Below are 22,902 nucleotides of genomic sequence, written 5' to 3'. Positions count from 1 at the left end.
TGTCACGAGAGTGTGGTCCCCCCCTGCCGCCTTCTGTGCGGGGCGGGGGGAAGAGGGACGGGGAACGGGGGGGCCGCTCTTTTTGTGTTTGTTTTTTTTTTTTTTCTGGGGGGGGGGGGGGGGACCCCCCCCCCCCCCCCGGGCCACGGGATCAGGACCGGGTCAGCCGGCGGAGGCGGGGCCGAGGAAACGCTGCGCGTAGACCACGCCCTGTCCGTAGGCGCCGGCGTGCTCCTGGACGATGTCCATGACGGCGCCGTAGGTCTCCTGACGGCCCCAGTCACGCTGGAGTTCGAGCATGACGGCCAGCCAGTTGACGGGGACGGCGCCGGCCGCCGTCATCCGCTGTACGGCGTTGTCGTGCGCGACCTGGGTGGCGCCGCCCGAGGCGTCGGTGACGACGTAGACCTCGTATCCCTGGTGGAGCGCCGAGAGGGCGGGAAGGGCGACGCACACCTCGGTCCACAGGCCGGCCATGACGATCTTCTTGCGGCCGGTGGCCACGACCGCCTCCACCACGGCCGGGTCCTCCCAGGGGTTCATCGTGGTGCGGTCGATGACCTTGTGGTCGGGGAACACCTGGGCCAGCTGGGGCAGGATCGGGCCCGAGAAGGTGTCGGCGGCCACCGTGGTCAGCACCGTCGGCACGCCGAAGGCCGCGGCGGCCTTGGCGAGCCCGACGGTGGCGTTGATGACGGCCCCTCGGTCGTCGCTGCCCACCGCGAAGAACATCTGCGGCTGGTGGTCGGCGAAGAGGAAGACGGTGTTCTCGGGCGTGAGCAGGTCGGGGCTGGGACCGGGCTGGACGGTGGTGAGTTCGGACATGGTGGGCGCTCCTCGGATGTGTGGTGTGAGTGATGTGATCGGACAGGGCTGCTCGGCGGCGTGCCGTCGCGGCCGGGGTGGAAGGTCGAGTGGGGGCGCGGTGGCCCTCAGTGCGCGAAGCAGCTGTCGAACGGACCGTCGTCGGCCGTCTGGTCCGGCAGCAGGCCACGCCGGACGCGCCATAGACGGTGCTCGTCGGACTCCGCGATGGCCTCACTCAGGAGTTCGGCCTGACGGGCACCGGCGCCGGCCGCCTGGTAGCCGCCGTAGTGGGCCACGGGGCTCCATCCGGGGCTGACGGCGGGGAGGGCGTCGTCGAGACCCTCGTACTCGGCCGCGGCGTAGACGATGCGGCCGCCGACGACGGTCAGGAGGGACTCGATGTGCGGGATGTCCGGTTCCGGTACCGTGAAGAAGTCCCGGTCCAGGACGGTGAGATCGCCCAGGTGGCCTGGCCGCAGCAGGCCCTTGGCCTCTTCTTCGCCGGTGAGCCGGGCTCCGCCCATGGTGTACAGGTCGAGTGCGGTGGCCCGATCGACCCGGTTGGGCCGGGGGTGGAGCGTCAGGCCGCCGACGGTGCGGCCGGAGACGAGCCAGTGCAGGGCCACCCAGGGGTTGTAGGAGGTGACACGGGTGGCGTCGGAGCCGGCCGCCACGGTCAGTCCGCGCTGCAGCATGGCCCGCAGCGGCGGCGCTTCGGCGGCTGCGGCGGGTCCGTAGCGGCGGACGAACGCCTCTCCCTGGAACGACAGGCGGTTCTGCACCGAGAGGGCGCCGCCCAGGGCACCGACCCGGTCCAGGCTCTCGTCGGAGATGGTCTCCGCATGGTCGAACAGCCAGCGCTGTCCCGCGGGGAACAGCCCCTCGGCGGCCAGCTTCTCGAGCACCTTCAGGTCGCGGCGGATGGTCTCGTCGTAGGTGGCGTGCAGCCGGAAACCCCAGCCGTTCTCCATGAGCAGGCGCACCGCGGCCTCGAACTCGCCCTCGTAGGAGCCGAGTTCCGGGCGCGGCTGGGCGAAGTTCTCGAAGTCCGCCGCCGCCCAGACGAGGTTCTCCCCCGCCCCGTTCAGGCGCAGCCACGCGTCGCCGTCGCCCGGCCGGACCATGTCCGTCCACCGCTTCAGGTCGCTCAGCTCCTGCCCGGGTGTCTGCGGGAACAGGTGGTAGGCGATACGGAGGGTCAGTTCGCCGCGACGGGCGAGCTCGGTGACCGTCTCGTAGTTCTCCGGGAAGGACTGGAAGCCGCCCGCGGCGTCGATCGCCGAGGTCAGGCCGAACCGGTTGAGCTCGCGCAGGAAGTGGCGGGTGGAGAGCTCCTGGTCCGCGGCGTCGAGGACGGGCGCCTTCGCCAGAGTGGAGTACAGGATCAGCGCGCTGGGTGCGGCGAGCAGCATGCCCGTCGGTTCGCCGTCCCGGCCCCGCACGATCCGGCCGCCGCGCGGGTCGGGCGTGTCACGGGTCAGTCCGGCGGCCTTGACGGCGGCCCGGTTGAGGATCGCCGACTGGTACAGATGCAGGACGAACACCGGGGTGTCGGGGGCGGCCGCGTTCAGCTCGGCGGGGGTGGGCAGGCGCCGTTCGGCGAACTGCTCGGCCGTCCAGCCCCCGACCACCCGCACCCACTGGCCCCTCGGTGTGCGGCCGGCCTGCTCCCTCAGCATCTCGAGCGCCCGGCGCAGGGTGCGCACGCCGTCCCAGCGCAGCTCCAGCACGTAGTTGAGCCCGCCGCGGATCACGTGCAGATGAGCGTCGTTCAGCCCTGGGATCACGCGGCGGCCGAGGGCGTCGACGACCTGGGTGGAAGCTCCGACGAACGGGGCGATGTCCCGGTCGTCCCCGAGGGCCGTGATCCGGCCGTCGGTGATGGCCAGTGCCTCGGCCTGCGGACGGTGCGGATCGCCGGTGTGTATCTTCGCGTTGCGCACCACCAGATCGGCGGCGCCGTCCGCTGCGGCGAGTGCTTCGACGCCGCCGACGGGCATGCTTGTCACGCCTGTGCCTCCTTCGGATGGGAAAGGTCGATCGGTTCCGCGGTGCTGTAGAAACCGCGATCGCGCCACGCGGCGCTGCTCTTCCCTCACGAGCGGGATGCGTCGTGCGGGTCGGGGGCCGGAGGTGAACTCGTAGGCGAAGGCGCCGTGTTCACCGGCGAACCGTCGTAGCCAGTGTGTGGAGGCGGGCGGCCGCGGGGCATCAGTCGCGTGACTGGGGAAGCGCGAAACGGTAGTGGCGGCCCGGTCGTCGAACCCGCCACGCGGTCAGTCGGTGTGCGGGCGCGTCGTACGGCGTTCGACTGCCGCGACGCCGAGACGCGCGGGTAGGTACTGTCGGCGATCCGCGCTTGCGTGCTCACCGCGACTCGATCACCTGCGGCCGCGCCGGACGCCTGTCCCGCCCGGACAGCCGGTCTCCGCGGGCACTGGTCCGGGAAGCAGACGGACGGGCGCCGCCCGAGCCGGTGCGGGGCGTCGGCGGACCGGCGGACCGGCAGGGCTCCCGGGCGGACCGGGCGCGGACCCGGTCCTGCGGCCTCCAGGGGGACGGCAGCCGGATGAGGGGCACCGAGATCGGCGCGTACGACTGACAGGTGGCCAGGGCGGGAGGAGGAAGGTCCGGCTCGCGGCCACCGCCAGGAAGGCGGGGCGCCGGGCGGCCCGGTCGGCAGTGGAGTCGGCCCGGGTCGGGTGCCGCGCCGGTCCGGGGAGGAGTGGCCGTCCGGCGCTCGCCGGCCTGGAGGCCGGTGCCCCCCGAGGGCCAGGGCGAGCCGGGAGACCGCCGGCCGGGAAAGGCTGCGCCGGAGAGCGCAGAGCCCGGAGGGGGTGAGCCGAGAAGGGGTGCACCGGGGTCGCGGGGAGCCGGGAAAGGGGGTGGCCCGTCGGCTCGCTACCGATGTCCTGCGTCTGCCTGCGGGCGGTGCGCGGCCGGCGGTGAGCACCTGCGAGGTGTCGGTTCTCGCGCGACCGGGAGAGCACGGAGGGCGAGGAGACGGGCAGTGGCACGAGGCGCCCGCCGGCAGCGGGGAGTCAGGTCAGGGAAGGCCGACGGGCCGGGCGGGCGGCCACCGCCCGCCCGGGAAGTTCACGCGGCGGGAGGCGCCCACAGGGGCTCCGGGACGGTCGCGCCGAAGTGGCCCCCCCCATGTGTTGCGGCTGGCCACCTCGTGGACCGGTCGCCGGTTCGCCGCCACGCCCCAGCGGCCGAGCGGGTAGCCGAGCGCGAGCATGACGTTCATCCGCCAGCCGTCCTCGGCCGGCACCCCGAGCAGCTTGTGCACGGTCTCCTCCTCGTACCGCAGCACCGTCGTGATGACGCCGCCGACGCCTTCCGCCCGGGCGGCGAGCAGAGTGCTCCAGATGGCCGGGTAGATGTTCGCGCCGCCGTGGTCGTCGATCGAGAAGACGAAGAGCAACAGGGGGACGTCGGCCAAGTGTTCGGCGAAGTGGTCACCCGATGCCTTGATCCGGCGCATCGTGGCGGCGTGCTCCTCGGGGTCGTGAATCGTCTGGGCGAGCGCCCCCCGGGCGATGTCCGCGTATTCCTTCGCGCGGCACCTGCGGTACAGCTCGGCGAGCTCGCGCTTGCGGTCGGGGTCGTCCACGACGAGGAAGTGCCAGCGTTGGGCGTTGCCGCCGTTCGGCGCGCGGATGGCGGCGTCGAGGATGCGGCACTGCGTCTCCAGCGGGATGGGGTCCTCGCGCATGCGCCGCATCATCCTGGTGGTGTACAGAGCCTCGTACACGTCCATGCGGTTCTCCTGAGGCAGCCGGGCGGAGATCGCGCAACGCCGACGGGCGGCCGACACTCCGGGAATTGGTTCGGTTGGATCGATTGACGCACTTCGGTCCGCCGGCCGTGGTGGTTGGGCCACTGAGGGGTCCGCAGAGGGAAGCGACGGCCGCGCCCGTGCCGGCCGCCGCTGTGGGCCGCCGTTCAGCCACGCGTGCTGCCGGCCACCTGTCCGAGCGCCTCGTCCGCGAGGCGTTCGAACTCCGACAGGGGCCGGAGGCCGGAGACCAGGCGTCCCGCGATGAGCCAACCGGGAGTCGCGTGGACGCCGGCCCCTCTGCCGAGCGCCTCCGCCCGCGCGAGCGCCGACCGGGCGCTGCCGTCCGCGAGGGCGGCACGCAGCGCTTCCACGTCGACGCCTGACGCCTCGGCGTGGCGGTCGACCACCCGGGGGTCCCCGATGTCCTCCCCCAGAGCGAAGTGCGCGGCGAACAGGTGCTTGATCAGACCGGCCGCCGCGTCGGGCTGGTGCAGCCGCACCCACTCCGCAGCGGACAGTGCCGTCCGGGTGTCGGGAAGCCGGGAGGGCCAGGTCAGCGGCAGCCCGGCCCGGGCGGCCTCCTCTTCGAGCATCTCGTACATCGGCCCGTTGCGCGGGCCCGCCTCGATCCCGCCGGGCGGGATCTCGGGATGGATCTGGAAGGGGAGGTGGACGACCTCCAGACCGCGTCGTTCGAGGAGCTCGTTCCTCGGCTGGGCGACGTAGCAGAACGGACAGAGGAGGTCGAACCAGTGCGGGACCCTGTGCGGTGCCGCCGTAGGTCCGTGATCGTCGTCGCTCATGACAGCGCGCCTTTCGGTCCGTTCCGGCCGGGCTTCCGCACCCTCGCGGGCATTAGATTACAGCTATTAACTGTAACTCAATGCGGAGGGGCAGGCAAGAGACCGCGCCCGCGGCCGGGCCGTCTTCCCCGTGTGAGCAACGCCCAGGCGCGGGAACGGGCAGGCGACTCCGGGGGTTGGGTGCCGGCCGGTGCGACGGGCCTCTCGCCACGCGCCCGGTGGACCGCCACGGCCTACCTAGGAACCGCGTCTAGGTCATTGCGCGGATGTGTGCCCGGGCCCGCCCGACGAATCCTGGACGGGTGAGCGGCCCCGGCACCGGTGCCGATCCCACGAACTCCCGTGTTTCCACCGAGAAGAGGCAATCGCATGCCGTACATCACCGTGGGTGAAGAGAACTCCACCTCCATCGATGTCTACTACGAGGACCACGGCGACGGGCAGCCCGTCGTCCTCATCCACGGTTTCCCGCTGGACGGGCATTCGTGGGAGAAGCAGACGGCCGCGCTGCTGGAGGCCGGGTACCGGGTCATCACCTACGACCGGCGTGGTTTCGGCCGGTCCAGCCAGCCCACCACCGGCTACGACTACGACACCTTCGCCGCCGACCTCGACACCGTCCTGCGCACGCTGGGCCTCGACGACGTCGTGCTGGTCGGGTTCTCCATGGGTACCGGCGAAGTCGCCCGCTACATCAGCCGCTACGGCTCCGGCCGCGTCGCCAAGGCCGCCTTCCTCGCCTCCTTGGAGCCCTGCCTGCTGAAGACGGAGGACAACCCCACCGGCGCGGCGCCGCGCGAGTTCTTCGAGGACATCGTCGCTTCGGTCAAGGCGGACCGGTACGCCTACTACACCGAGTTCTACCGGGACTTCTACAACCTGGACGAGAACCTCGGCACCCGCATCAGCGAAGAGGCGCTGCGCAACAGCTGGAACGTGGCCGCCGGCGGCGGTTTCCACGCGGCCGCGGCCGCGCCGCTGACATGGTTCACCGACTTCCGCGAGGACATCTCCGCCGTCGACGTGCCCGCGCTGATCCTGCACGGCACCGCCGACAACATCCTGCCCATCGACGCCACCGGCCGCCCCTTCCACCGCGCCCTGCCCAGCGCCGAGTACGTCGAGATCGAGGGCGCGCCCCACGGCCTGCTGTGGACCCACGCCGACGAGGTCAACCAGGCCCTCCTCACCTTCCTCGCCAAATAGGAGAGTCACCGGCCCGCGCCGCGCCCGCACCGTTCGATGCGGCGCGGCTACGTGACGTGGTACCCGGCCGGAACAGGAGCACGAGAGGCAGACATGGAGGCACGGATGCGCCTGCGGCCCCTGGCCGACGTGTGGGACTGGCAGCGGCACGCGGCCTGCCGCGGCCTGGACAGCGAGGTGTTCTACGCGCCGCCGGGGGTCCGTGGTGAGGCCAGGCGACGCCGCGACCAGCTGGCCCGGGCGGTCTGTGACGGCTGCCCCGTTCGAGCCGTGTGCGCGGACTTCGCCCTGCGTCACGGGGAACGGCACGGGGTGTGGGGCGGGATGAGCGAGCAGGAACGACGCGCCTTGCTGGACGCCGCGCCCCGGCCGAACCGCACCGGCCGCACCGCCTGAGGCAGCGGCGCGCCGAGCCCGGGGCCGAGGTGCGCCCCGCAGCACCCCGCCGCGCACGGGGCGGGCGCGCACGGCTGTGCACGATGGGAACGAGAAGCGTGCCTCAGTCGCACCGCCCGCTCGTCGTCGAGGTACTCGGCGAGATCGATCTCCTGTCGGCGCCACCGCTCGAACGGGGTCTGCGACAGTACATCGCACAGGGGTGCCGGCTGCTGGAAGTCGGCCTGAATGGCGTGACGTTCACGGATTCGGGTGTCATCGGCGTCCTGCTGCGCCTCGACGGGGATGCGGTCCACGGCCGGCACCGCGTGTCCGACTGCCGGGATGTCGAGGGCGGATGAGTCCCGCTGCCGGCGGGACGGCCGGCCCCGGGTGCGGAGCGAAGGTGGCGCGTAGGGTCGTCGTCGTGTCGCGAGGAGCGGGACACCGCCGTCGGCCGGCCCGCCACGGACAGGAGCAGTCATGAGCGAGATCGCCGGACCGGGCACGACACCCGGCAGGCCACCTGTCCCGGTGGAGATGTCCGCCGAGGACTACACGGCGTCGACCGAGGAGGCGCTGGCGGTGCTGGCCGCCCACGGGCAGCGCGGGCAGCGCCCCGCCGATGTGCGGCAGGCGCGGGCCGACACCGCCCTGACGGCGCTGTTCGGTCCCTCTTTGCCCACGGCCTCGGTGACGTCCGCCGTCGTCCCGGGTCCTGCCGGGCCGCTGACGCTGACGGTGTACCGGCCCGTCGAGGACCGGCCCGCCGAGACGCGTCGGCCGCGCCCGGGGCTGGTGTACCTCCACGGCGGCGGCTTCGTGCAGGGCGGCCCGGACAGCCACAGCGGGTTCCTCCGTGCGCTGGCCGGGGCGACCCGGCACGTGGTCGTCGGTGTCGACTACCGGCTGGCGCCGGAGAACCGGTTCCCCGCCGCGGTGCTCGACGCCGAGGCCGCTACCCGTCATGTCGCCGCGCACGCCGGGGATCTGGGCATCCACCCGGCGCGGTTGGCGGTGGGCGGGGACAGCGCCGGTGCCACGCTGGCCGCCGTGGTCGCGCAGCAGTGCCGTGCGTGGGGCGGCCCGGAGCTGGTCCACCAGGTCCTGATCACGCCGCTGACGCTGTACCCGCCGCAGGCCGACACCGTCAGCCGGCAGGAGCTGGGCGAGGGGTACTTCCTCACCAACGAGCTGCTCGACTGGTACGCCGAGTGCTATGTGCCGGACGCCGCCGACCGCACCGACCCGCGCGCGGCACCGGCGCTGGCGTCGGATCTCAGCGGCCTTCCGGCCGCCACTGTGATCACGGCGGGCCTCGACCCGCTGCGGGACGAGGGCGAGCAGTACGCCCAGGCGCTGCACGCCGCCGGAGTGGATGTCCGGGTGCGCCGCCAGCGGGGCGCGTTCCATCTGCTCTGGCTGGCCACCAAGGTCGCCCCGGCCGTCCAGGCGGAGGTCATCGATGTGATCAGGGAGCGCCTCGGCGCGGCCTGAGGCACTCCCCGGCCGTGCCCCGGACCCGCGGGTCTCCGGGCCGCTCCGCCTTCGGTGCGGCCGCGATCGGCATCGCCTCTCATTCAGCGAGAAGTTTCTTTTAACGCTCAACTAAAGGTGCTAGTGTCTCGCCGATCGATCGGGCGGCGGACGCTCCCGGCCCGATCGCATGACGCGCCTCGGCCGAATGGAGCGATGCCTGGTGAGCTTGGCCGACCCCCTGCGAGACGGCGCCGACGCATTGGTGGGGCGCGATCAGGACCTCGCCCGCATCGCGGCCTTCCTCACCAGCCCGCACACCGGGCGGGCCCTGCTGCTGTCCGGTGATCCCGGCGTGGGAAAGACCATGGTCCTGCACGCCGCGGCGCAGGCCGCGGCGGACAACGGAACACGCGTGCTGCGCGCCGCCGGCGTCCAGTTCGAGGCGGACGTGAGCTACTCCGGCCTGAACCAGGCCCTCCTGCCCCTGCGTGAGGGACTGGACCGCCTCAGCGCCACCCACCGCGACGCCATCCAGGTCGCCCTGGGCTTCGGAGCGGGCTCACCCCCGGAGCGGCTGCTCGTCTCCAACGCCGCACTGACCCTGCTGCAGGAGGCGGCCGCGGAGAGCCCGGTGCTGCTCGTCGTCGACGACCTGCCCTGGATCGACCGGGCGAGCGCCGCCGTCTTCGGCTTCATCGCCCGGCGCCTGTCCGGCAGCCGCGTCAGTTTCCTGTCGGCCTCGCGCACCGGGGCGGACGGCTTCTTCGAGAGCGGCGGCCTGCCGACCTACGAACTGCCGCCCCTCGACACCGACGCGGCCACCCACCTGGTCGACCAGTGCTTCCCCCGGCTCGCCCGTCAAGTACGCCGGCGCCTTCTGGACACCGCGCAGGGCAATCCCCTGGCCCTGCTGGAGCTGCCCGCCACGCTGCGGACGAGCCAGCGCACGGCACTCGAGGCCCTGCCCGCGGTCCTGCCGCTCAGCAGACGCCTGCAATCCCTGTTCGTCTCCCGCATCCGGAACCTGCCGGCCGCGACCCGCCACCTGCTGCTCCTGGCCACCCTCGACGGCAGCGGCGACCTGGGCGTCCTGCACGCGGCGGGGCGGGAGATGGACGGCGACACCGGTCTGGAGGACCTCGCCCCCGCCGAGCACGACCAGCTCGTACGCCTGGACGAGCGCACCCGCCGGCTGGTGTTCCGCCACCCGTTGATCAGCTCGGCCGTGGTCGAGGCGTGCGCCAGCGGCCTGCGCCGCGCGGCCCACCGCGCGCTCGCCCAGGTACTGACCAACGATCCGGAACGCCGGGCCTGGCATCTCGGGGAGGCGACGCTCGAACCCGACGAGCAGGTCGCCCTCCAACTGGAAGAGGCCGCCCACCGCATCCTCAGCCGCGGGGACGCCGTGGCCGCCATCGCGCGGCTCACCCGAGCGGCGGACCTCAGCCCGGCCGGGCGGGACCGCGCCCGCCGTCTGGCGGAGGCCGCCTACATCGGCGCCGACGCGACGGGGGCGCTGCACAGCGCCTCGGAGCTGCTGGAGGACGCACGCCGCGCCGACCCGCGGCACGCCAGGTCGTTGCACTCGGTCGCCGCCGCGGTGCAACTCCTGCTGAACCGGGACGGTGACGTGGCCACCGCCCACCGGCTGCTGGTCGGCGCCATCGAGGAGGGCACGCACCGCTACGACGCGAACGACGTCTCACTCACCGACGCCCTCCACCTGTTATTGCTGGTGTGCTTCTACGGTGGCCGGGCGGAGCTGTGGCCGCCTTTCCGCACGGCGCTCTCGCGGCTGCGCCCGGAGGCCCCGCGCCTGCTCTACGTCGCCCACCAGACCTTCGCCGACCCGGCGCGCACCGGGGCGGGAGCGGTGGAGCAGCTCGGCCAGATCCTCGACACCGTCATGGAGGAGTCGGACCCCGCACGCATCGTGCGGATCGGCACCGCGTCGATCTACCCGGACCGGCTCTCCGCCCTGCGCGAGCCGTCCTGGCACGTGGTGCGCCAGGGACGGGACGGCGGGCCGATGCGCAGGCACCTGGGTGGCCTGATGCACCTGTGTCTCGACGGCTACCACACGGGCCGCTGGGACGAGGTCGCCGAACTCACGGACGAGGGACTGGAGTTGTGCGAGACGTCCGGTTACGCCTTCTTCGCCTGGTACTTCCACTACAACAAGGCGATGGTGGCCGCGTCCCGCGGGGACTCCGGCACCGCGCAGGCGCTCGCCGACCGGATGATGGACTGGGCGACGCCGCGGGGCGTGCGTTCGGCCGTCCACTACGCCCACCACGTCCACGCCGTGGCGAGCATCGCGGAGGGCGACTTCGAGGAGGCGTACCGGCATGCGACCGCGGTGTCCCCCGCAGGCAGCCTGGCACCGTACGCGCCGCACGCGCTGTGGCTCGTCTTCGACCTGGTGGAGTCCGCGGTGCGCACCAACCGCCGCGCGGAGGCCGCCCTCCATGTGCGTGCGCTGCGGGAGGCGCGCCTTGACGTCTTCTCGCCCCGGCTCGCCCTGCTGACCGGTGGCTGTGCCGCCCTCGCCACGGAGGACGAGGAGGAGGCGGTGAGGCTGTTCGAGGAGACGCTGGGCGGACCGGACGTGGACCGCTGGCCGTTCGACCTGGCGCGGGTGCGGCTGGCCCAGGGTGAGCGGCTGCGCCGTGCCCGTGCCACGACGGACTGCAAGGGACCCCTCGTCGACGCGTTGCGGACCTTCCAGCAGCTGCGTTCCCGGACGTGGGCGGAGCGGGCCGCGAAGGAACTGCGTGCCGCGGGCTGGAGCGTGCCGAACAGCGGCGACCGCGCCGGGCAGGAACTCACGCCGCAGGAACGGGAGATCGCTCAGCTCGCCGCGGCGGGGCTGACGAACAAGCAGATCGCCGAGCGGCTCTTCATCTCGCACCGCACCGTCGGCGCCCACCTCTACCAGATCTACCCCAAACTCGGCATCACCTCCCGGGCGGCGCTCAGGGACGCGCTCACGGTCCGGGACAGGGAGGCGTCGGGCGCCTGACTCGGTGAGCGGTTCTCCGTCACCCGCCGTCGGCCGCGGCGCCTTCCGGTGTGCCGGGGTCCCCGACGGCGACGTGCACCGGCCGGGTGCCCCGCGGAGCCGCCACGAGGCGGGCCACGGCCGCGGCGAGTTCCTGCACGTCGGGCGCCGATGAGGCGGGGTGCCCGCCGGCGCGCCCCGGCGTGCCGGTCATCCGCGCCGGGTAGGACGCGGCGGTGTCGGCGTCCGCGGCACGCACCGGCTCCGCCGCGTCACCGGGCTGCGCCGGTGTCCCGCCGAAGGTGACGATGGTGACGTCGATGCCGAAGGGGGCAAGCTCGGCGGCGTAGGCCTCGGCGAGCTGCCCCTGTGCGGCACGCAGCGCCTGCCCGGGCGCCAGGAAGGGCGCCGGTCCCGGCCGAGTGGGCGGGCCGGTCCAGATCAGCAGCCCGTCGCCGCGCTCGCGCATGCGGGGCAGCACGGCCCGGTTGATCCGCTGCGCGGCCAGCACGCAGGCGTCGTAGAGCTGACCGAGCTGGTACGGCGTGAACGACTCGGTGGGGCCGAGCGTGACCGGCGCCCGTGAGTGGATGACCACGTCGACCGGCCCGGCCTCGGCCTCGATGCTGCGCACGGCGGCGGTGACCGAACGCTGGTCGATCGCCTCGTACACCACGGTCCGCAGGCCGCGGGTGTCCACGTCGGTGACCGTGTCGGTGCCGTCGGGAACCCGGTCGTTCGCGTCGGCGACCTGCCGGTGGCCCACGTACACGGTGTGGCCCGCGTCGGCCAGCGCGCGGGCGACCGCGGCGCCGAGGGGGTCGGTCACCGCGGTCACGAAGATGGTCTTGGTCATCGGTTTCCCATGGACGAATCGCGCGTGGTCGGCACGCTGTGCCTGCCCGCCGAAGCGGCGCGACCGGTGCAGTGTGCGGCTTTCCTGACCCCATGGCAGCAGAGGGACGGGGGAGGGACATCGGTGAAATGACTGAGCTCCGTCCCGGACGGCCCTCTAGGTACCGGTACCGCCGGAGCACACGGTCGGATGACGGATGGCGGGGACGGCCGCCTCAGGGTCACGATGACACGAGGTCGTCGTTCCGGCGTGGCGGCGCGCGCACGGCGGTGCGGCATGCCCTTCAGGCGGCCCTTCCTGGCCTCCGGCGGAACTAGAGTTCGCGGTGTTCCTGTGGGGCATCGCCGTCTCGGGGCACTCTGAGGGTGGTGTACCCGGCGGGGTGCTTCTCCGGCTTGGCCGCGTACGGGTTGAGCGGCCCGTCCACATCCAGGAACAGCAGTGGTCGGCTCACGGTCCCCCTGACATGCCCAAAATCGGCTGCACGTCGCGGGAGAGGGCCGGGGCGATCCACAGAGGCGGTGCCGTGAGCGATGAATCCTCCGGGAGCCCGATCCCGTAGTACTCCACGTAGTCGGCCGCGTCGAGCCGCCAGAAGGAGCGGCCGTCGCTCATGATGGCGGTACCGCCCAATGGCGATGATCGGAGTCGCCCCGGCGCTGACCAATGAGACGGAACTTGGACGTTGTGCCCCTCGCGAGAAAGGGGCGCGGTGCGCGGTGCTGGTCGGCGGCACCCCTTTTCGCTGATGGCTCAGGCACCCAGATAGACCGGTGCCTTCTGGACGGACTTGCCGTAGATGTGGTCGCTGATCGTGCCGTCGGCGCCCAGGACGACCAGGATGACGTTGTCCTGGAGGACGACGGGGCGACCCTTGGCGTAGGCGACGGGGAACGTGCCGTGACTGGTGGTCAGCTGCGCCCCGTGGACACCCTTGTGCTTGACGAGCCTGACGATCGCGCCGTTGGCCAGCTTGTAGCGGCCCAGCCGGGGGCTGACGGCGGTCTCGGCACCGGTCCAGCTGACGGTCCCGCCGACCGGGTCGAGCACCAGCGTGCGGGTGGTCGATGGTGGCCGGTCAGGACATGTTCGAGGGCGCTTCGACGCGCTCTGAGCCCGCTCACCGGCGAGACGTGCGCCCGGTGGCGGTCGACCGGGGCCGGTCGGCCGTCGCCGCCCGCCGAGGTGTGTCCGGATCCGTGGGACTCACGTCCGTTTGGACACTTCTCGCCAGGGCGTCGATCAGGGACCGTGGAGGTGAGTCGGAAGCGACAGATGTTTCGACATTTCCCTTTTGGAGGCACAGTGCCCGAAACGATCGCCGGGATCACGGTCCCGGACACCGCCCTGGTCCGCGAGGCCACCGAGCTGGTGCGCCAGTCCGCCGACGACACGCTGTTCCACCACTCCCGCCGCGTGTTCCTCTGGGGGATGCTCAAGAGCGCCGCCCGGGGACTCCAGGTGGACCCCGAGCTCGCCTACGTCGGCGGTCTCTTCCACGACCTCGGGCTGACGGACGACTACCGTACGAAGGACCGCCGCTTCGAGCTCGACGGCGCCGAGGCGGCGTACACCTTCCTGCGCGACCACGGCCGAAGCGACGAGGAGGCGCGCAACGTCTGGTTGGCGATCGCGCTCCACACCACACCGGAGGTTCCCCTCCACCTCGCTCCCGAGGTCTCCGTGGTGACGCTCGGCGTCGAGACCGACGTCCTGGGCCTGGAACTGGAGCAGATCACCCCGGAGCAGCGTGCGGAGGTCGTGGCCGCCCATCCGCGGCCGGATTTCAAGAACCGCATCCTCCAGGCCTTCTACCACGGCATGGCCGACCGGCCCGACACCACCTTCGGCACCATGAACGACGACGTCCTCGCGCACTTCGACCCCGGCTTCCAGCGCAAGGACTTCGTCCAGATCATCCGGACGAACGCGTGGCCCGAGTGATCTGATCCTCGGCCCGAGTGACCTGGTCCGCCTTCGCCCGGCGGCGTCGCGGGTTCACCGGCGGCCGGCAGCGCGGGACGGCCCGGCGGCCCCTGGCCGGGCCGGGCCGGCCTCCACCGCCGCACGGCCCTCCGGGCCGGGCCCTCTCGGATGTCCTGGTGTTGACCAAGGAAAGGAGCCGTCAACCGCATGGCGGTCCACCGTGTTGCCTTCCTCGTGTTCGACGGCATGAAGATGCTCGACGTCTCCGGGCCTGCGGAGGTGTTCGCCGAGGCCAACACCCTCGGTACCGGCTATTCGCTGTGTTACGCGTCGCCGTCCGGCAAGCCGGTACGCACCTCGATCGGCACGCGTCTGCCCGTGGACTCGGCCGCAGCGGACCTCGACGTCGACACACTCGTCGTCTCGGGCGGGGATCTCCTCGTCACTGAGCCGATCCCGGCCGATCTGAGCGAGGCCGTGCGGCACCTGCGTGCTCGCGCCCGCAGGCTCGTGTCCATTTGCACCGGCTCGTTCGTCCTCGCTGCCGCGGGCCTGCTCTCGGGGCACCGCGCGACCACGCACTGGCGCCACGCCCAGCTGCTCGCACGCGCTTACCCCGACGTGCACGTCGAGCCCGATTCCCTCTTCGTCGAGGATCGTGGCGTCTTCACCTCCGCCGGTGTCACCTCCGGTATCGACCTTGCGCTCTCCCTGGTCGAGCGTGACCACGGTGCGGATCTGGCCCGCGAGGTCGCGCGCAGTCTGGTGGTGTTCATGCAGCGCCCGGGAGGGCAGTCCCAGTTCTCCGCACCGCTGGAGGTGAGCGTGCCCCGCACGCCCGCGCTGAGAGCGGTCATCGACCTGGTCTCCGCGCAGCCCGCACTCGAACACAGTACGGATGCGCTGGCCGTCCTCGTCGGTGTCAGTCCCCGGCATCTGACCCGGCTGTTCAACGCCGAACTCGGCACGACACCGGCCAAGTTCGTCGAACGTGTACGGCTGGACCACGCGAAGGCGCTGCTGGACGCCGGTCACAGCGTGGCCGCCAGCGCCCGAGCGGCCGGATTCGGCAGCGCCGAGACGCTGCGGCGCACCTTCGTGGCGCGGCTCGGTGTCTCACCGGGCCACTACCGAGCCCGGTTCGCCACGACGCACTCAGACCCCCGCCGCACTCGGACACCGGCCGCCGGCCGGAACGGGACCGGCGGCACCCCGTCGGCTCCGATACTCCGCAACGACGTGCCACAGCCCGCCGACCGTGACCGTTGACCAGTGCTCGGAAGCCTGCCTTGCCCCTGCCGGCGCCCGGCGAGCACCGGCCCACCACCCTTCGCGGGCTCGCTGTGAAGGGCTGTGAGGAGTAGTGATGACGACCGGCGTGACGGCGCCCGAGCGCCTGGGGCAGGTGCGGCTGACCGACGCACGCACGCTGGGGTGGGCCGAGTGGGGCCCGGCATCGGGTGTGCCGGTGCTGTTCTGCGGTGGTTCAGCAACCGGCCGATGGCTGGGAATGAGCGGCGAAGCCGTGGCAAGGGCCGGCGTTCGTCTCCTGGCCGTCGACCGGCCAGGCCTGGGTGTGTCCGGCGCGACGCCCGGGTGGACGCTGAGGGACTGGGCCCGCGACGTCCGCGAGTTCGCTTCTGCCCGGGGGCTGAACAACCTGGCGGCCATCGGCTATTCGGTGGGCGCACCCTTCGCGCTCGCCTGCGCCGCGGCCGGGGCGGTGGTGGGTGCGTCCCTGGTCTCCGGGACGGACGAACTGGCCCATCCCATGTTCACGGGCGCGCTGGAACCAGAGGCCCACATGCTGGTGCGTCGCGTGGCGGACGATCCACAGGCCGCCGAGCGGATGCTGCGCGGCGCTGCCGGGGCGGAGGCACTGTTCGAGGTGGTGACCGGTGCCGACGGGGACGGCGACAGGAACGTGTACGGAGATCCCGCTTTCCGGCAGGCCTACCGTCGTGCGCTGGCGGAGGGATTCGTACAAGGCGCCGCAGGGTACGCACGCGAGACCGTCCTGGCCATGACGCGTTGGCCCTTCGATCCCGCCGCCGTCTCGGTCCCGATCGACCTGTGGTACAGCCGACGCGACACGAATCCGTTCCACTCGCCCGACCACGGGGCCTCCCTCGCCGCCCGTGTCCCCACCGCCCGGCTCCACACCCTGGAGGATGCGGGAACGGCGCTCGTGTGGACGCACCCGGACGAGATCCTCGCTTCGCTGTTGAGCCGCACCGGCCGCGGGGTGACCTGACGCGCGGCCGGGGCCGTTCGGTCGACGAGCCGGTCGCTCGCCTTTCAGTCGACGAGGTCGGGCGCGGCGGCGACGATGCTGTCGGTGTCGATGCCGTGGTGACGGTGGACGTCCTCGATGGGACCTGACTGGCCGAACCGGGTCACACCACGCCGACCAGGCCCGCCACGCCGCCGGCTCCAGGCCCACCGCTGCGGCAACCCTCGCGGCGGCCGTCGCCGGCCGCGCCTACGCCCTCAACCACCAGAGCGAGCAGGCCCGCGCAGCGCTCGAGGCCGCCGACGTCCTCATGAACCGGCTCCCCGCTGGCGAGCGGTCGGACACGTGGCGGGGGTCGAGGCCGACCGGTGGGTCGCGTTCAAGTCGCACTTCGGCATCGAGAGCTTCTACTGCCGTCCCGGTATCGAAGGCGCCCACGAGAAGGGCGACGTCGAGGGACAGATCGGCTGCTTCCGCCGCAACCACTTCGTCCCCGTCCCCGAGGTCTCCTCGCCCGCCGAGCTGAACGAGATGGTCGAGCAGTGGGACCGGCAGGACGAGGCACGCCGCATCGGTGCCCGGCCAAAGACCGTCGCCGAGTACATCGCACTCGAACAGCCGCTGCTGATGCCGCTGCCTGAGGAACCGTTCGAGACGGGCCGGTTGTTCACCCCGAGGGATGACCGCTATGGCCAGATCCCGGTCCGCACCAACCGCTACTCGGTACCGATCCGGCTGATCGGCAAGCGGGTAAGGATAATCCTACACGCTTCTCACCTGGTGGTTTACGACCAGAACCTGCTTGGCGATCTTCTTCAGGGCGCGGTCCAGACGCCGTGCCTGTGCGGCGAGCAGTCCGATCAGCTCGTCGCGCCAGCGGCGGATGGTGGACTCGGAGACGTTGTTGCCGCCGGCCATGTCGGTCAGGCGCTGGTCATGACACAGCACGGCCAGGACGATCACCACGGTCTTTCCGGGCGGCAGGATCCGCCACCTGGACCGTCTCGCCTCCAGGTGGCGGCGCAGCAGGCTGGCGAGGTGGCTGATGGTGTGCGTGGACAGCGGCAGACGGCACTTGTGGACAAGCGAGCGGGTGCCCTCGGTGTGCTGATCGGTTCTCGTCACACGAATCCAACAGCCGCCGGGGGCACCCTGGTTACGCCGGGGTGCCGCGGCACCCCGGCACACGGACCTCCGGCGGGTCAGGCGCGCAGGACCTTCCAGAGGGTGACGTCGGCTGCGCGGTTGAAGTAGGGGTTGGTGTCGACCTCGAAGCGGGCGCCGCCGACGGTGCCGTTGCCGTTGGTCTCCAGGAAGCCGCCCCGGCCGGAGTAGGTGTTCCACAGCAGGACGGTGTCGTTGAAGCGGACCAGGCCGTCCTGCGGGCTGGTGGTCTGGTCGAAGATCTGCCAGCGGCTGCTGTTCTCGTCGCGGTCCTTGCCCCAGGCGGTGGTGACGTCGTAGAGGCTGCCGGCGTTCTTCTGGGCGAACCGGTGTGCGTCAGGGCTGAATGGTCTCCAGGTCCTCGAGGAGGCTGGAGTGAGTCGGCTGCCACCCGAGGGCCTCGCGGGTGTGAGCGCTGGACGCCGGCTGATCCATGGCGAAAATCGGGCCGAACGGGCCGAAGTTTTCCTGCGGAACCTCCTCGACCGGCAGGCCCAGTCGCCGGCCGATGACTGTGGCGATGTCCCGCACCGCGTCGCCCTCGTCGCCGACGGCGTGCCAGGACGTCCCGGCCGGCGCGGACTCAAGGGCCAGACGGCACAGGACCGCTGCGTCGAGCGCGTGCACGGCCGGCCAGCGCTGCGTGCCGTCGCCCGGGTAGCCGGCCACCCCGGTGCGGCGCGCTTGATTGGTCAACAGGCCGGCGAATCCGCCCTTGCCCTCGTTGTGGACTGTGCGCGGCATGCGGACAGCCGTGCTACGCACACCGCGCGAGGCGAGGTCCAGCAGTGCATTGACCGAACGGCCTCGACCGCCCACCGGTCCGTCGGTCGGCAGCGGATCGGCCTCGACAGAGGCGCGTCCCGGCACCCAGGGTGTGCCAGAGACCGTGACGATCGGGCGGTCGCTTCCGATGAGTTCCTGCCCCAGCGTGGCGAGAGCGGCGCTCTCCTCGGCGATGGCCTGGGCGAGCGCGTCCGGACTGCTGTAGTCGCGTCCGAACGCCAGACTGATCACGCCGTCGCACCGCGCTGCGCCGGACCGCAGGGCGTCGAGGTCGGCCAGGTCTCCTCGCAGCACCCTGGCACCAGCGCGCTCAAGGGCCTGCGCGGAGCCGTCCGAGCGAGCCAGTGCGAGAACGGTGTGGCCGTTGCCGAGCAGTTCGGCGACGACGGCGGAGCCGATGGTGCCGGTACCGCCGGTGACGAAGACATGCATGAGCTCTCCCTGAAAGTGATGAGACTATTGTCCCATCACTGACCCTACACGGTGATGGGACGGGCGTCCCATCACCTATCCTGGTCTCATGGCTAGATGGCAACCGGGGGCGGCCCAGCGACTCGTCGTTGCGGCCGTCGACCTGTTCACCGAGCAGGGGTACGACGCCACCACGGTGACGCAGATCGCCGAGCGCGCCGGTGTCACCAAGAGCACCTTCTTCCGGTACTTCTCCGACAAACGCGAGCTGCTGGTCGCCGGCCAGGAGACGCTCAGCAGGCTGCTCGCCGACGGCATCACCGAGGCCCCTGCGAGCGCCAGCCCGCTCCAGGCGGTAGCGGCCGGTCTCGAGCGCGCATCGAGCGCCATGGGTCCGGCGAACCGCGAACTCGGCCCCCGCCTCAAAGCAGCCGTGGCAGCCAGCACCGAACTACAAGAGCGCGACGCCCTCAAGAGCGTCGGTCTCGCGGCCGCCATGACAGCCGCGCTCATCGCCCGCGGCGTCCCCGAGTCGACCGCGCACCTCGCGGCCGAGCTGGGAGTTCTCGCGTTCAAGCGGGGATACGCCCAGTGGTCCGAAAGCGATCGTGATGACACAGAAGGGCTCGCGCCACATGCACTGGCAGCCTTGGAAGACCTGCGTGCGGCAACTGCGTCGCTGGGCTGATCGATGCCGCTCGGCTGTCGCCGGCCGGGCCCGGTCGGCGCCATGGGCACTGTGCCTGTCGACCGCCTCCGAGACGCCCTGCCCGTCCTGACAAACCTCGGAGCCAATCGCTGACAGATGATCTACTGCGCAGACAGTCACCCACGACCAGCGTGAGCACGCCGAGAGCCGGTCACACCAGCCATTTGACCTGCGGCTTCAAGCCTGGCTCACGTCATCACCGCATCGCGCACCAACTGGCGCGCGATGGCGGACAAGGACGCCCAGAAGCTGAAGTTCGTCACGCACAAGGCCTACGCCAACGGCATCCAGAAGCAGGTCTTCGACTGCGTGCGGTGATCACCACATCCCGGGGCCGCTCGTCGGCCACCATGGGGTACGTGGAGATCGCCGAACTCGTTCTCAAATACGTTCAGGCCCTCGTGTGGCCGCTGATCACGCTCTCCCTCGTGTACGTCCTGCGCTCGTACCTGAGAGACGCGTTCGCTCGCATGACGCGGGTGGAGACACCGGCCGGGGCCATCGAGTTCGCGGTCGAGGCGCGGGACGTGCTGAACCAGGCGGAGAGCGTCGGCGACGACGCACGTCCGATGCCGACGCGGAGGAGGCCCCGGCCGGCCCACGGTGTGCCGGCACCCGCCGGGCCGTCCTCGGGCAACGGCCAGGACACGGACTACCTCCTGCCCGCTCCGGCCGGATCCGGGTACGGCCACCCCCAGCCGGGACAGCCCGGTTCGTTCGGGCCGGTCGTGCCCCAGTCCGGGCAGCCCGCTCCGGCCGGATCCGGATACGGCTACCCCCAGCCGGGACAGCCCGCTCCGGCCGGGCCCGTCATACCCCAGTCGGCGGAGCAGAGGTCCGGGTCGGTGTGGCGGGACGGTCTCCGCGTCGCCAGGGGCGTGGCCGACTCCGTGCCGGCGGCGGCTGTCGTCACGGCGTGGGACGTGCTGGAGCGGCTGTGCCGGGAAGTTGTCCTGGCGCGCGGCCTGGGCTGGCAGCCGGCGGACGTGGCGTCCCTCGGCAGGGCGCTGATCGCGTGCGGGCTGCCCGCCGGCAGCGTGGACGTCCTGACGCGCCTGCGCGGCCTACGCGACCGCGCCCAGCACCTCCCCAGCGGCGTCACACCTGGCGCCGCACGCGATGTCATCGACGCCTGTCTCGCCCTCGCCCGCGAGGTCGACGCACTGCGCGGAGGGTGACCGAACGGGGGCGCCGCTGACTACCCGGCCGGGCCGCCCCGCTCGCCGCCCTGGTGAAACCCGAACAACAGGTGAAGGCGGCCACCGAACGAAAGCACCGACCCCGCACCGAATTTCCCAAACCCGAGGCCTGCGCCCGGTCGGCTGCCTCCGTGCCGGGCAGGCCGGTGTACCGGATCCGGCCCGGGTGGGCGCATCTTCCGGTCGTCGGCGGCCTGGCTGGTGAAGGCAGAGCGGAGCGTGCCATGGTGGAGCTGTGGCGGCCGGCATAACACCGAGAGGCTCACACCGCTGGCACGGCGTGAGCCTCGGCCCCATAGGCGGCGGACCGTCCCGGCTCACTTCCTATGAGCCGGGGCGGCCGTCACAGGCTCGGGAACAACCACTCCCTCACCGTCCGACCCGCCCAGTACAGGGCAGTCGCGCAAGGAGCCAGCCACAGACGAACACGCCTGCGCGCCCGCGTCCACTTCGTCCGGCCCGACCTGGTGCGCTTTCCCATGGTGACCTCCCGGGTTTGGGGGACCGGCCCGGTGCCGGGCCCGGCCGGAGCCCGACAAGCGGCCCTCCGGGCTGGCGCCCCGCAGGAAAGCATGAGTGACGTTACCGGGGAGCAGCTGTCGGGAAAACTGCCGACGACCTCCGTGACCCACGGTCATCGCCCAGGCGTGGAAGCCGCTGACCTGCACTTCAACACGGCTCAGGAGACACGGAGTCAGCGCGCGCTGACGAACGTGCACATACCGGCGCTCACCCCAACACGGCGAAAGTGAGACCCGCGTCACGCCATTCGCGAGGGGCAGGTGACGGAAAGTGACGGCACCCGCGGTATGGAGCCGCTCCTGTCCCGACTCTCCGCGACACCCACCCGTTCGGATAACCGTGCCCCTCCGGTACGTGGAAGGCCGCCCGCAGGTAAGTGCCGTCGGACGCTGAGAACGATCATGACAGCACCGGCCTGGACGTCCGCATCGCCGCAGCTCTCATCCGCCTCTACGCCCTCCCCTTGACCCGCATTGTCGAGCTCACCGCCGACCAACTCCACCACGAAGCGGACCACACCTACCTGACGATCAACCGCCACCCCGTCGTTCTGCCGCCCGAGCTCGCCCGCCTCATCGACCACCACCTCAACGACGGAGCCCGGCACAGCAGCGAAGGCATTACGCATCTCTTGATGGGCCGCACCCCCGGCCGCCCCCGCAACCCCGCGGGACTGGCCGACAAACTCAAGCGTTACAGCCCGCCCGCCCGCGCAGCCCGGAACACCGCTATGGTGCAAGCACTCGTCGACCTGCCACCGGTACTGATCTCCGACCTGATCGACATCCAGCGAGAACAGCGGAACGCTTCGCAGCCTTGGCCGGAGAGGATTGGTCCCACTACCTGGCAAGCCGCCACCGTGCCCGCGTGTGAAGGTCACGAAACGGCGCGGGCGTGCACGCTGTCCCTGTCGACCACATCAACCTCTTCGGGCTACACCTCCTTTCGCCCGACCGAACCGAGGCGGCGCCCGCTGCGCGAGCGCTTCGTCGTGCTTCCCCCTGACCTGACGCCTGCCCGCGAAGCCCCCTCACCAGCCACTGGACGAAGTCTGGGTGGCCGAAGCCGAGGGAGCATCACTCAGTCGGCCGCATCGACGAATCCCATCTTCCGATTCATGGCAATCGCGCTCGCGTTGGCCGGATGATGAATGGTGCGGACCCTGCTCGCTCCGCACTCCTCTACGAAAGCCATCCCGAACGTCTTCATAGCAATGGAGATGCCCCGGCCTCGATACCCGGCTCTCACGCCAGTCATCTCGTTGAACATGAAATCCTCATGCCGCGACGTCGCCGCCATACCGACCCAGGCCGCGCCGTCCAAGGCGATCACGACACCCCGCGGATCGTAGGACGCCACCTCAAAGCGCCGCTCGACGTACTCATCAAAGGAGTAAAAATCTCCCCTCCCCGGTATATCGGCAGAGCATTCCTTGTTGAGCTCATACAGCGCCCTACGATGCTCCGGCGTGTCTCCCAGATCCGAGAGAGTCATGAAGCGCAAGCCCTGGGACTGGCACCTCGTCACATACTGCTCGAAGCCGTCCTGCTCGAATCCGGCAACGTCAAGTTCGAGTCTCACCCAATGACCAGCCACAACTGCCTACCTTCCGCTGAACTCTGCCCGGCCCATCCTGCTGGT

23 protein-coding genes are annotated in these 22,902 nt (G+C 71.4%); 13 read left to right on the top strand and 10 right to left on the bottom strand.

Going from position 1 to position 22,902, the window contains the following annotated elements; all coding sequences use genetic code 11:
* Window positions 1–162: 162 nt before the first annotated feature.
* Both ACZ4WH_RS16075 and ACZ4WH_RS16070 read right to left on the bottom strand, forming a co-directional pair.
* Window positions 163–825 carry a hydrolase gene (locus tag ACZ4WH_RS16075; protein ID WP_468180709.1) on the bottom strand — a complete coding sequence of 221 codons (663 nt, stop codon included), beginning with the start codon at window positions 823–825 and terminating at the stop codon, window positions 163–165.
* Between the two features lie 107 nt (window positions 826–932).
* Window positions 933–2,807, bottom strand: coding sequence for an amidohydrolase (locus ACZ4WH_RS16070; RefSeq protein WP_468180717.1), 1,875 nt, complete (start codon window positions 2,805–2,807; stop codon window positions 933–935).
* A 359-nt stretch (window positions 2,808–3,166) separates the two neighbouring features.
* Between ACZ4WH_RS16070 and ACZ4WH_RS16065 the strand changes: the two genes are divergently transcribed.
* Complete coding sequence (locus ACZ4WH_RS16065) at window positions 3,167–3,409, top strand: hypothetical protein (RefSeq protein ID WP_468180707.1); 243 nt, start codon at window positions 3,167–3,169, stop codon at window positions 3,407–3,409.
* Window positions 3,410–3,853: 444 nt separating this feature from the next.
* Here the strand turns inward: ACZ4WH_RS16065 and ACZ4WH_RS16060 are convergent, their stop codons facing one another.
* Window positions 3,854–4,570 (bottom strand): nitroreductase family protein, encoded by a 717-nt coding sequence (locus ACZ4WH_RS16060; RefSeq protein ID WP_468180705.1) that lies wholly within the window; start codon window positions 4,568–4,570, stop codon window positions 3,854–3,856.
* 185 nt (window positions 4,571–4,755) lie between these two features.
* Window positions 4,756–5,394, bottom strand: a complete 639-nt coding sequence (locus tag ACZ4WH_RS16055; RefSeq protein WP_468180703.1) for a DsbA family oxidoreductase — start codon at window positions 5,392–5,394, stop codon at window positions 4,756–4,758.
* Between the two features lie 369 nt (window positions 5,395–5,763).
* Here ACZ4WH_RS16055 and ACZ4WH_RS16050 point away from each other — a divergent pair, with 369 nt between their 5' ends.
* The 5 genes from ACZ4WH_RS16050 to ACZ4WH_RS16030 all read left to right on the top strand — a co-directional run bounded on the left by ACZ4WH_RS16050 (window position 5,764) and on the right by ACZ4WH_RS16030 (window position 11,476).
* Window positions 5,764–6,600, top strand: a complete 837-nt coding sequence (locus ACZ4WH_RS16050; protein WP_468180701.1) for an alpha/beta fold hydrolase — start codon at window positions 5,764–5,766, stop codon at window positions 6,598–6,600.
* A gap of 105 nt (window positions 6,601–6,705) precedes the next feature.
* Entirely contained in the window at window positions 6,706–6,996 is a 291-nt protein-coding gene (locus ACZ4WH_RS16045; RefSeq protein ID WP_468180699.1) for a WhiB family transcriptional regulator, read from the top strand.
* A 98-nt stretch (window positions 6,997–7,094) separates the two neighbouring features.
* A complete protein-coding gene (locus tag ACZ4WH_RS16040; protein ID WP_468180697.1) occupies window positions 7,095–7,337 on the top strand; it encodes an STAS domain-containing protein in 243 nt (80 codons plus the stop codon).
* 121 nt (window positions 7,338–7,458) lie between these two features.
* On the top strand, window positions 7,459–8,472 hold the full coding sequence (locus ACZ4WH_RS16035; protein ID WP_468180695.1) for an alpha/beta hydrolase: 1,014 nt from the start codon (window positions 7,459–7,461) through the stop codon (window positions 8,470–8,472).
* A 202-nt stretch (window positions 8,473–8,674) separates the two neighbouring features.
* Window positions 8,675–11,476 (top strand): helix-turn-helix transcriptional regulator, encoded by a 2,802-nt coding sequence (locus ACZ4WH_RS16030; RefSeq protein WP_468180693.1) that lies wholly within the window; start codon window positions 8,675–8,677, stop codon window positions 11,474–11,476.
* 19 nt (window positions 11,477–11,495) lie between these two features.
* Here the strand turns inward: ACZ4WH_RS16030 and ACZ4WH_RS16025 are convergent, their stop codons facing one another.
* From ACZ4WH_RS16025 to ACZ4WH_RS16010, 4 genes are all read right to left on the bottom strand, one after another.
* On the bottom strand, window positions 11,496–12,311 hold the full coding sequence (locus tag ACZ4WH_RS16025) for an SDR family NAD(P)-dependent oxidoreductase (RefSeq protein WP_468180691.1): 816 nt from the start codon (window positions 12,309–12,311) through the stop codon (window positions 11,496–11,498).
* Window positions 12,312–12,624: 313 nt separating this feature from the next.
* Window positions 12,625–12,765 (bottom strand): hypothetical protein, encoded by a 141-nt coding sequence (locus ACZ4WH_RS16020; protein WP_468180719.1) that lies wholly within the window; start codon window positions 12,763–12,765, stop codon window positions 12,625–12,627.
* Window positions 12,762–12,926, bottom strand: coding sequence for a hypothetical protein (locus ACZ4WH_RS16015; protein ID WP_468180689.1), 165 nt, complete (start codon window positions 12,924–12,926; stop codon window positions 12,762–12,764). The genes ACZ4WH_RS16020 and ACZ4WH_RS16015 overlap by 4 nt, the downstream gene beginning before the upstream one ends.
* A gap of 138 nt (window positions 12,927–13,064) precedes the next feature.
* Entirely contained in the window at window positions 13,065–13,361 is a 297-nt protein-coding gene (locus ACZ4WH_RS16010; RefSeq protein ID WP_468180687.1) for a hypothetical protein, read from the bottom strand.
* A 255-nt stretch (window positions 13,362–13,616) separates the two neighbouring features.
* Here ACZ4WH_RS16010 and ACZ4WH_RS16005 point away from each other — a divergent pair, with 255 nt between their 5' ends.
* The 4 genes from ACZ4WH_RS16005 (at window position 13,617) to ACZ4WH_RS15990 (ending at window position 17,724) form a co-directional block, all read left to right on the top strand.
* Entirely contained in the window at window positions 13,617–14,255 is a 639-nt protein-coding gene (locus ACZ4WH_RS16005) for an HD domain-containing protein (protein ID WP_468180685.1), read from the top strand.
* Window positions 14,256–14,444: 189 nt separating this feature from the next.
* A complete protein-coding gene (locus tag ACZ4WH_RS16000; RefSeq protein ID WP_468180683.1) occupies window positions 14,445–15,506 on the top strand; it encodes a GlxA family transcriptional regulator in 1,062 nt (353 codons plus the stop codon).
* Between the two features lie 97 nt (window positions 15,507–15,603).
* Window positions 15,604–16,491 carry an alpha/beta fold hydrolase gene (locus ACZ4WH_RS15995; RefSeq protein ID WP_468180681.1) on the top strand — a complete coding sequence of 296 codons (888 nt, stop codon included), beginning with the start codon at window positions 15,604–15,606 and terminating at the stop codon, window positions 16,489–16,491.
* Between the two features lie 324 nt (window positions 16,492–16,815).
* A complete protein-coding gene (locus ACZ4WH_RS15990; protein WP_468180679.1) occupies window positions 16,816–17,724 on the top strand; it encodes a Mu transposase domain-containing protein in 909 nt (302 codons plus the stop codon).
* A 246-nt stretch (window positions 17,725–17,970) separates the two neighbouring features.
* On the opposite strand, the gene ACZ4WH_RS15985 is transcribed toward ACZ4WH_RS15990, so the two are convergent.
* Window positions 17,971–18,852: an SDR family oxidoreductase gene (locus ACZ4WH_RS15985; protein WP_468180677.1), complete on the bottom strand. Its 882-nt coding sequence runs from the start codon at window positions 18,850–18,852 to the stop codon at window positions 17,971–17,973.
* Between the two features lie 88 nt (window positions 18,853–18,940).
* Here ACZ4WH_RS15985 and ACZ4WH_RS15980 point away from each other — a divergent pair, with 88 nt between their 5' ends.
* The 3 genes from ACZ4WH_RS15980 (at window position 18,941) to ACZ4WH_RS15970 (ending at window position 22,408) form a co-directional block, all read left to right on the top strand.
* Complete coding sequence (locus ACZ4WH_RS15980) at window positions 18,941–19,519, top strand: TetR/AcrR family transcriptional regulator (protein ID WP_468180676.1); 579 nt, start codon at window positions 18,941–18,943, stop codon at window positions 19,517–19,519.
* A 335-nt stretch (window positions 19,520–19,854) separates the two neighbouring features.
* Window positions 19,855–20,718, top strand: coding sequence for a hypothetical protein (locus tag ACZ4WH_RS15975; RefSeq protein ID WP_468180674.1), 864 nt, complete (start codon window positions 19,855–19,857; stop codon window positions 20,716–20,718).
* A gap of 919 nt (window positions 20,719–21,637) precedes the next feature.
* A complete protein-coding gene (locus ACZ4WH_RS15970) occupies window positions 21,638–22,408 on the top strand; it encodes a hypothetical protein (protein ID WP_468180672.1) in 771 nt (256 codons plus the stop codon).
* Here ACZ4WH_RS15970 and ACZ4WH_RS15965 read toward each other — a convergent pair.
* Window positions 22,342–22,842: a GNAT family N-acetyltransferase gene (locus tag ACZ4WH_RS15965; protein WP_468180670.1), complete on the bottom strand. Its 501-nt coding sequence runs from the start codon at window positions 22,840–22,842 to the stop codon at window positions 22,342–22,344. The two genes, ACZ4WH_RS15970 and ACZ4WH_RS15965, sit on opposite strands and share 67 nt — an antisense overlap.
* Window positions 22,843–22,902: the final 60 nt, after the last annotated feature.

The sequence above is a fragment of the Streptomyces sp. NPDC029138 genome, assembly GCF_055564375.1.
The sequence above is the reverse complement of the archived record's forward strand: the minus strand, read 5'-3'. Positions and strand labels throughout refer to the sequence as shown.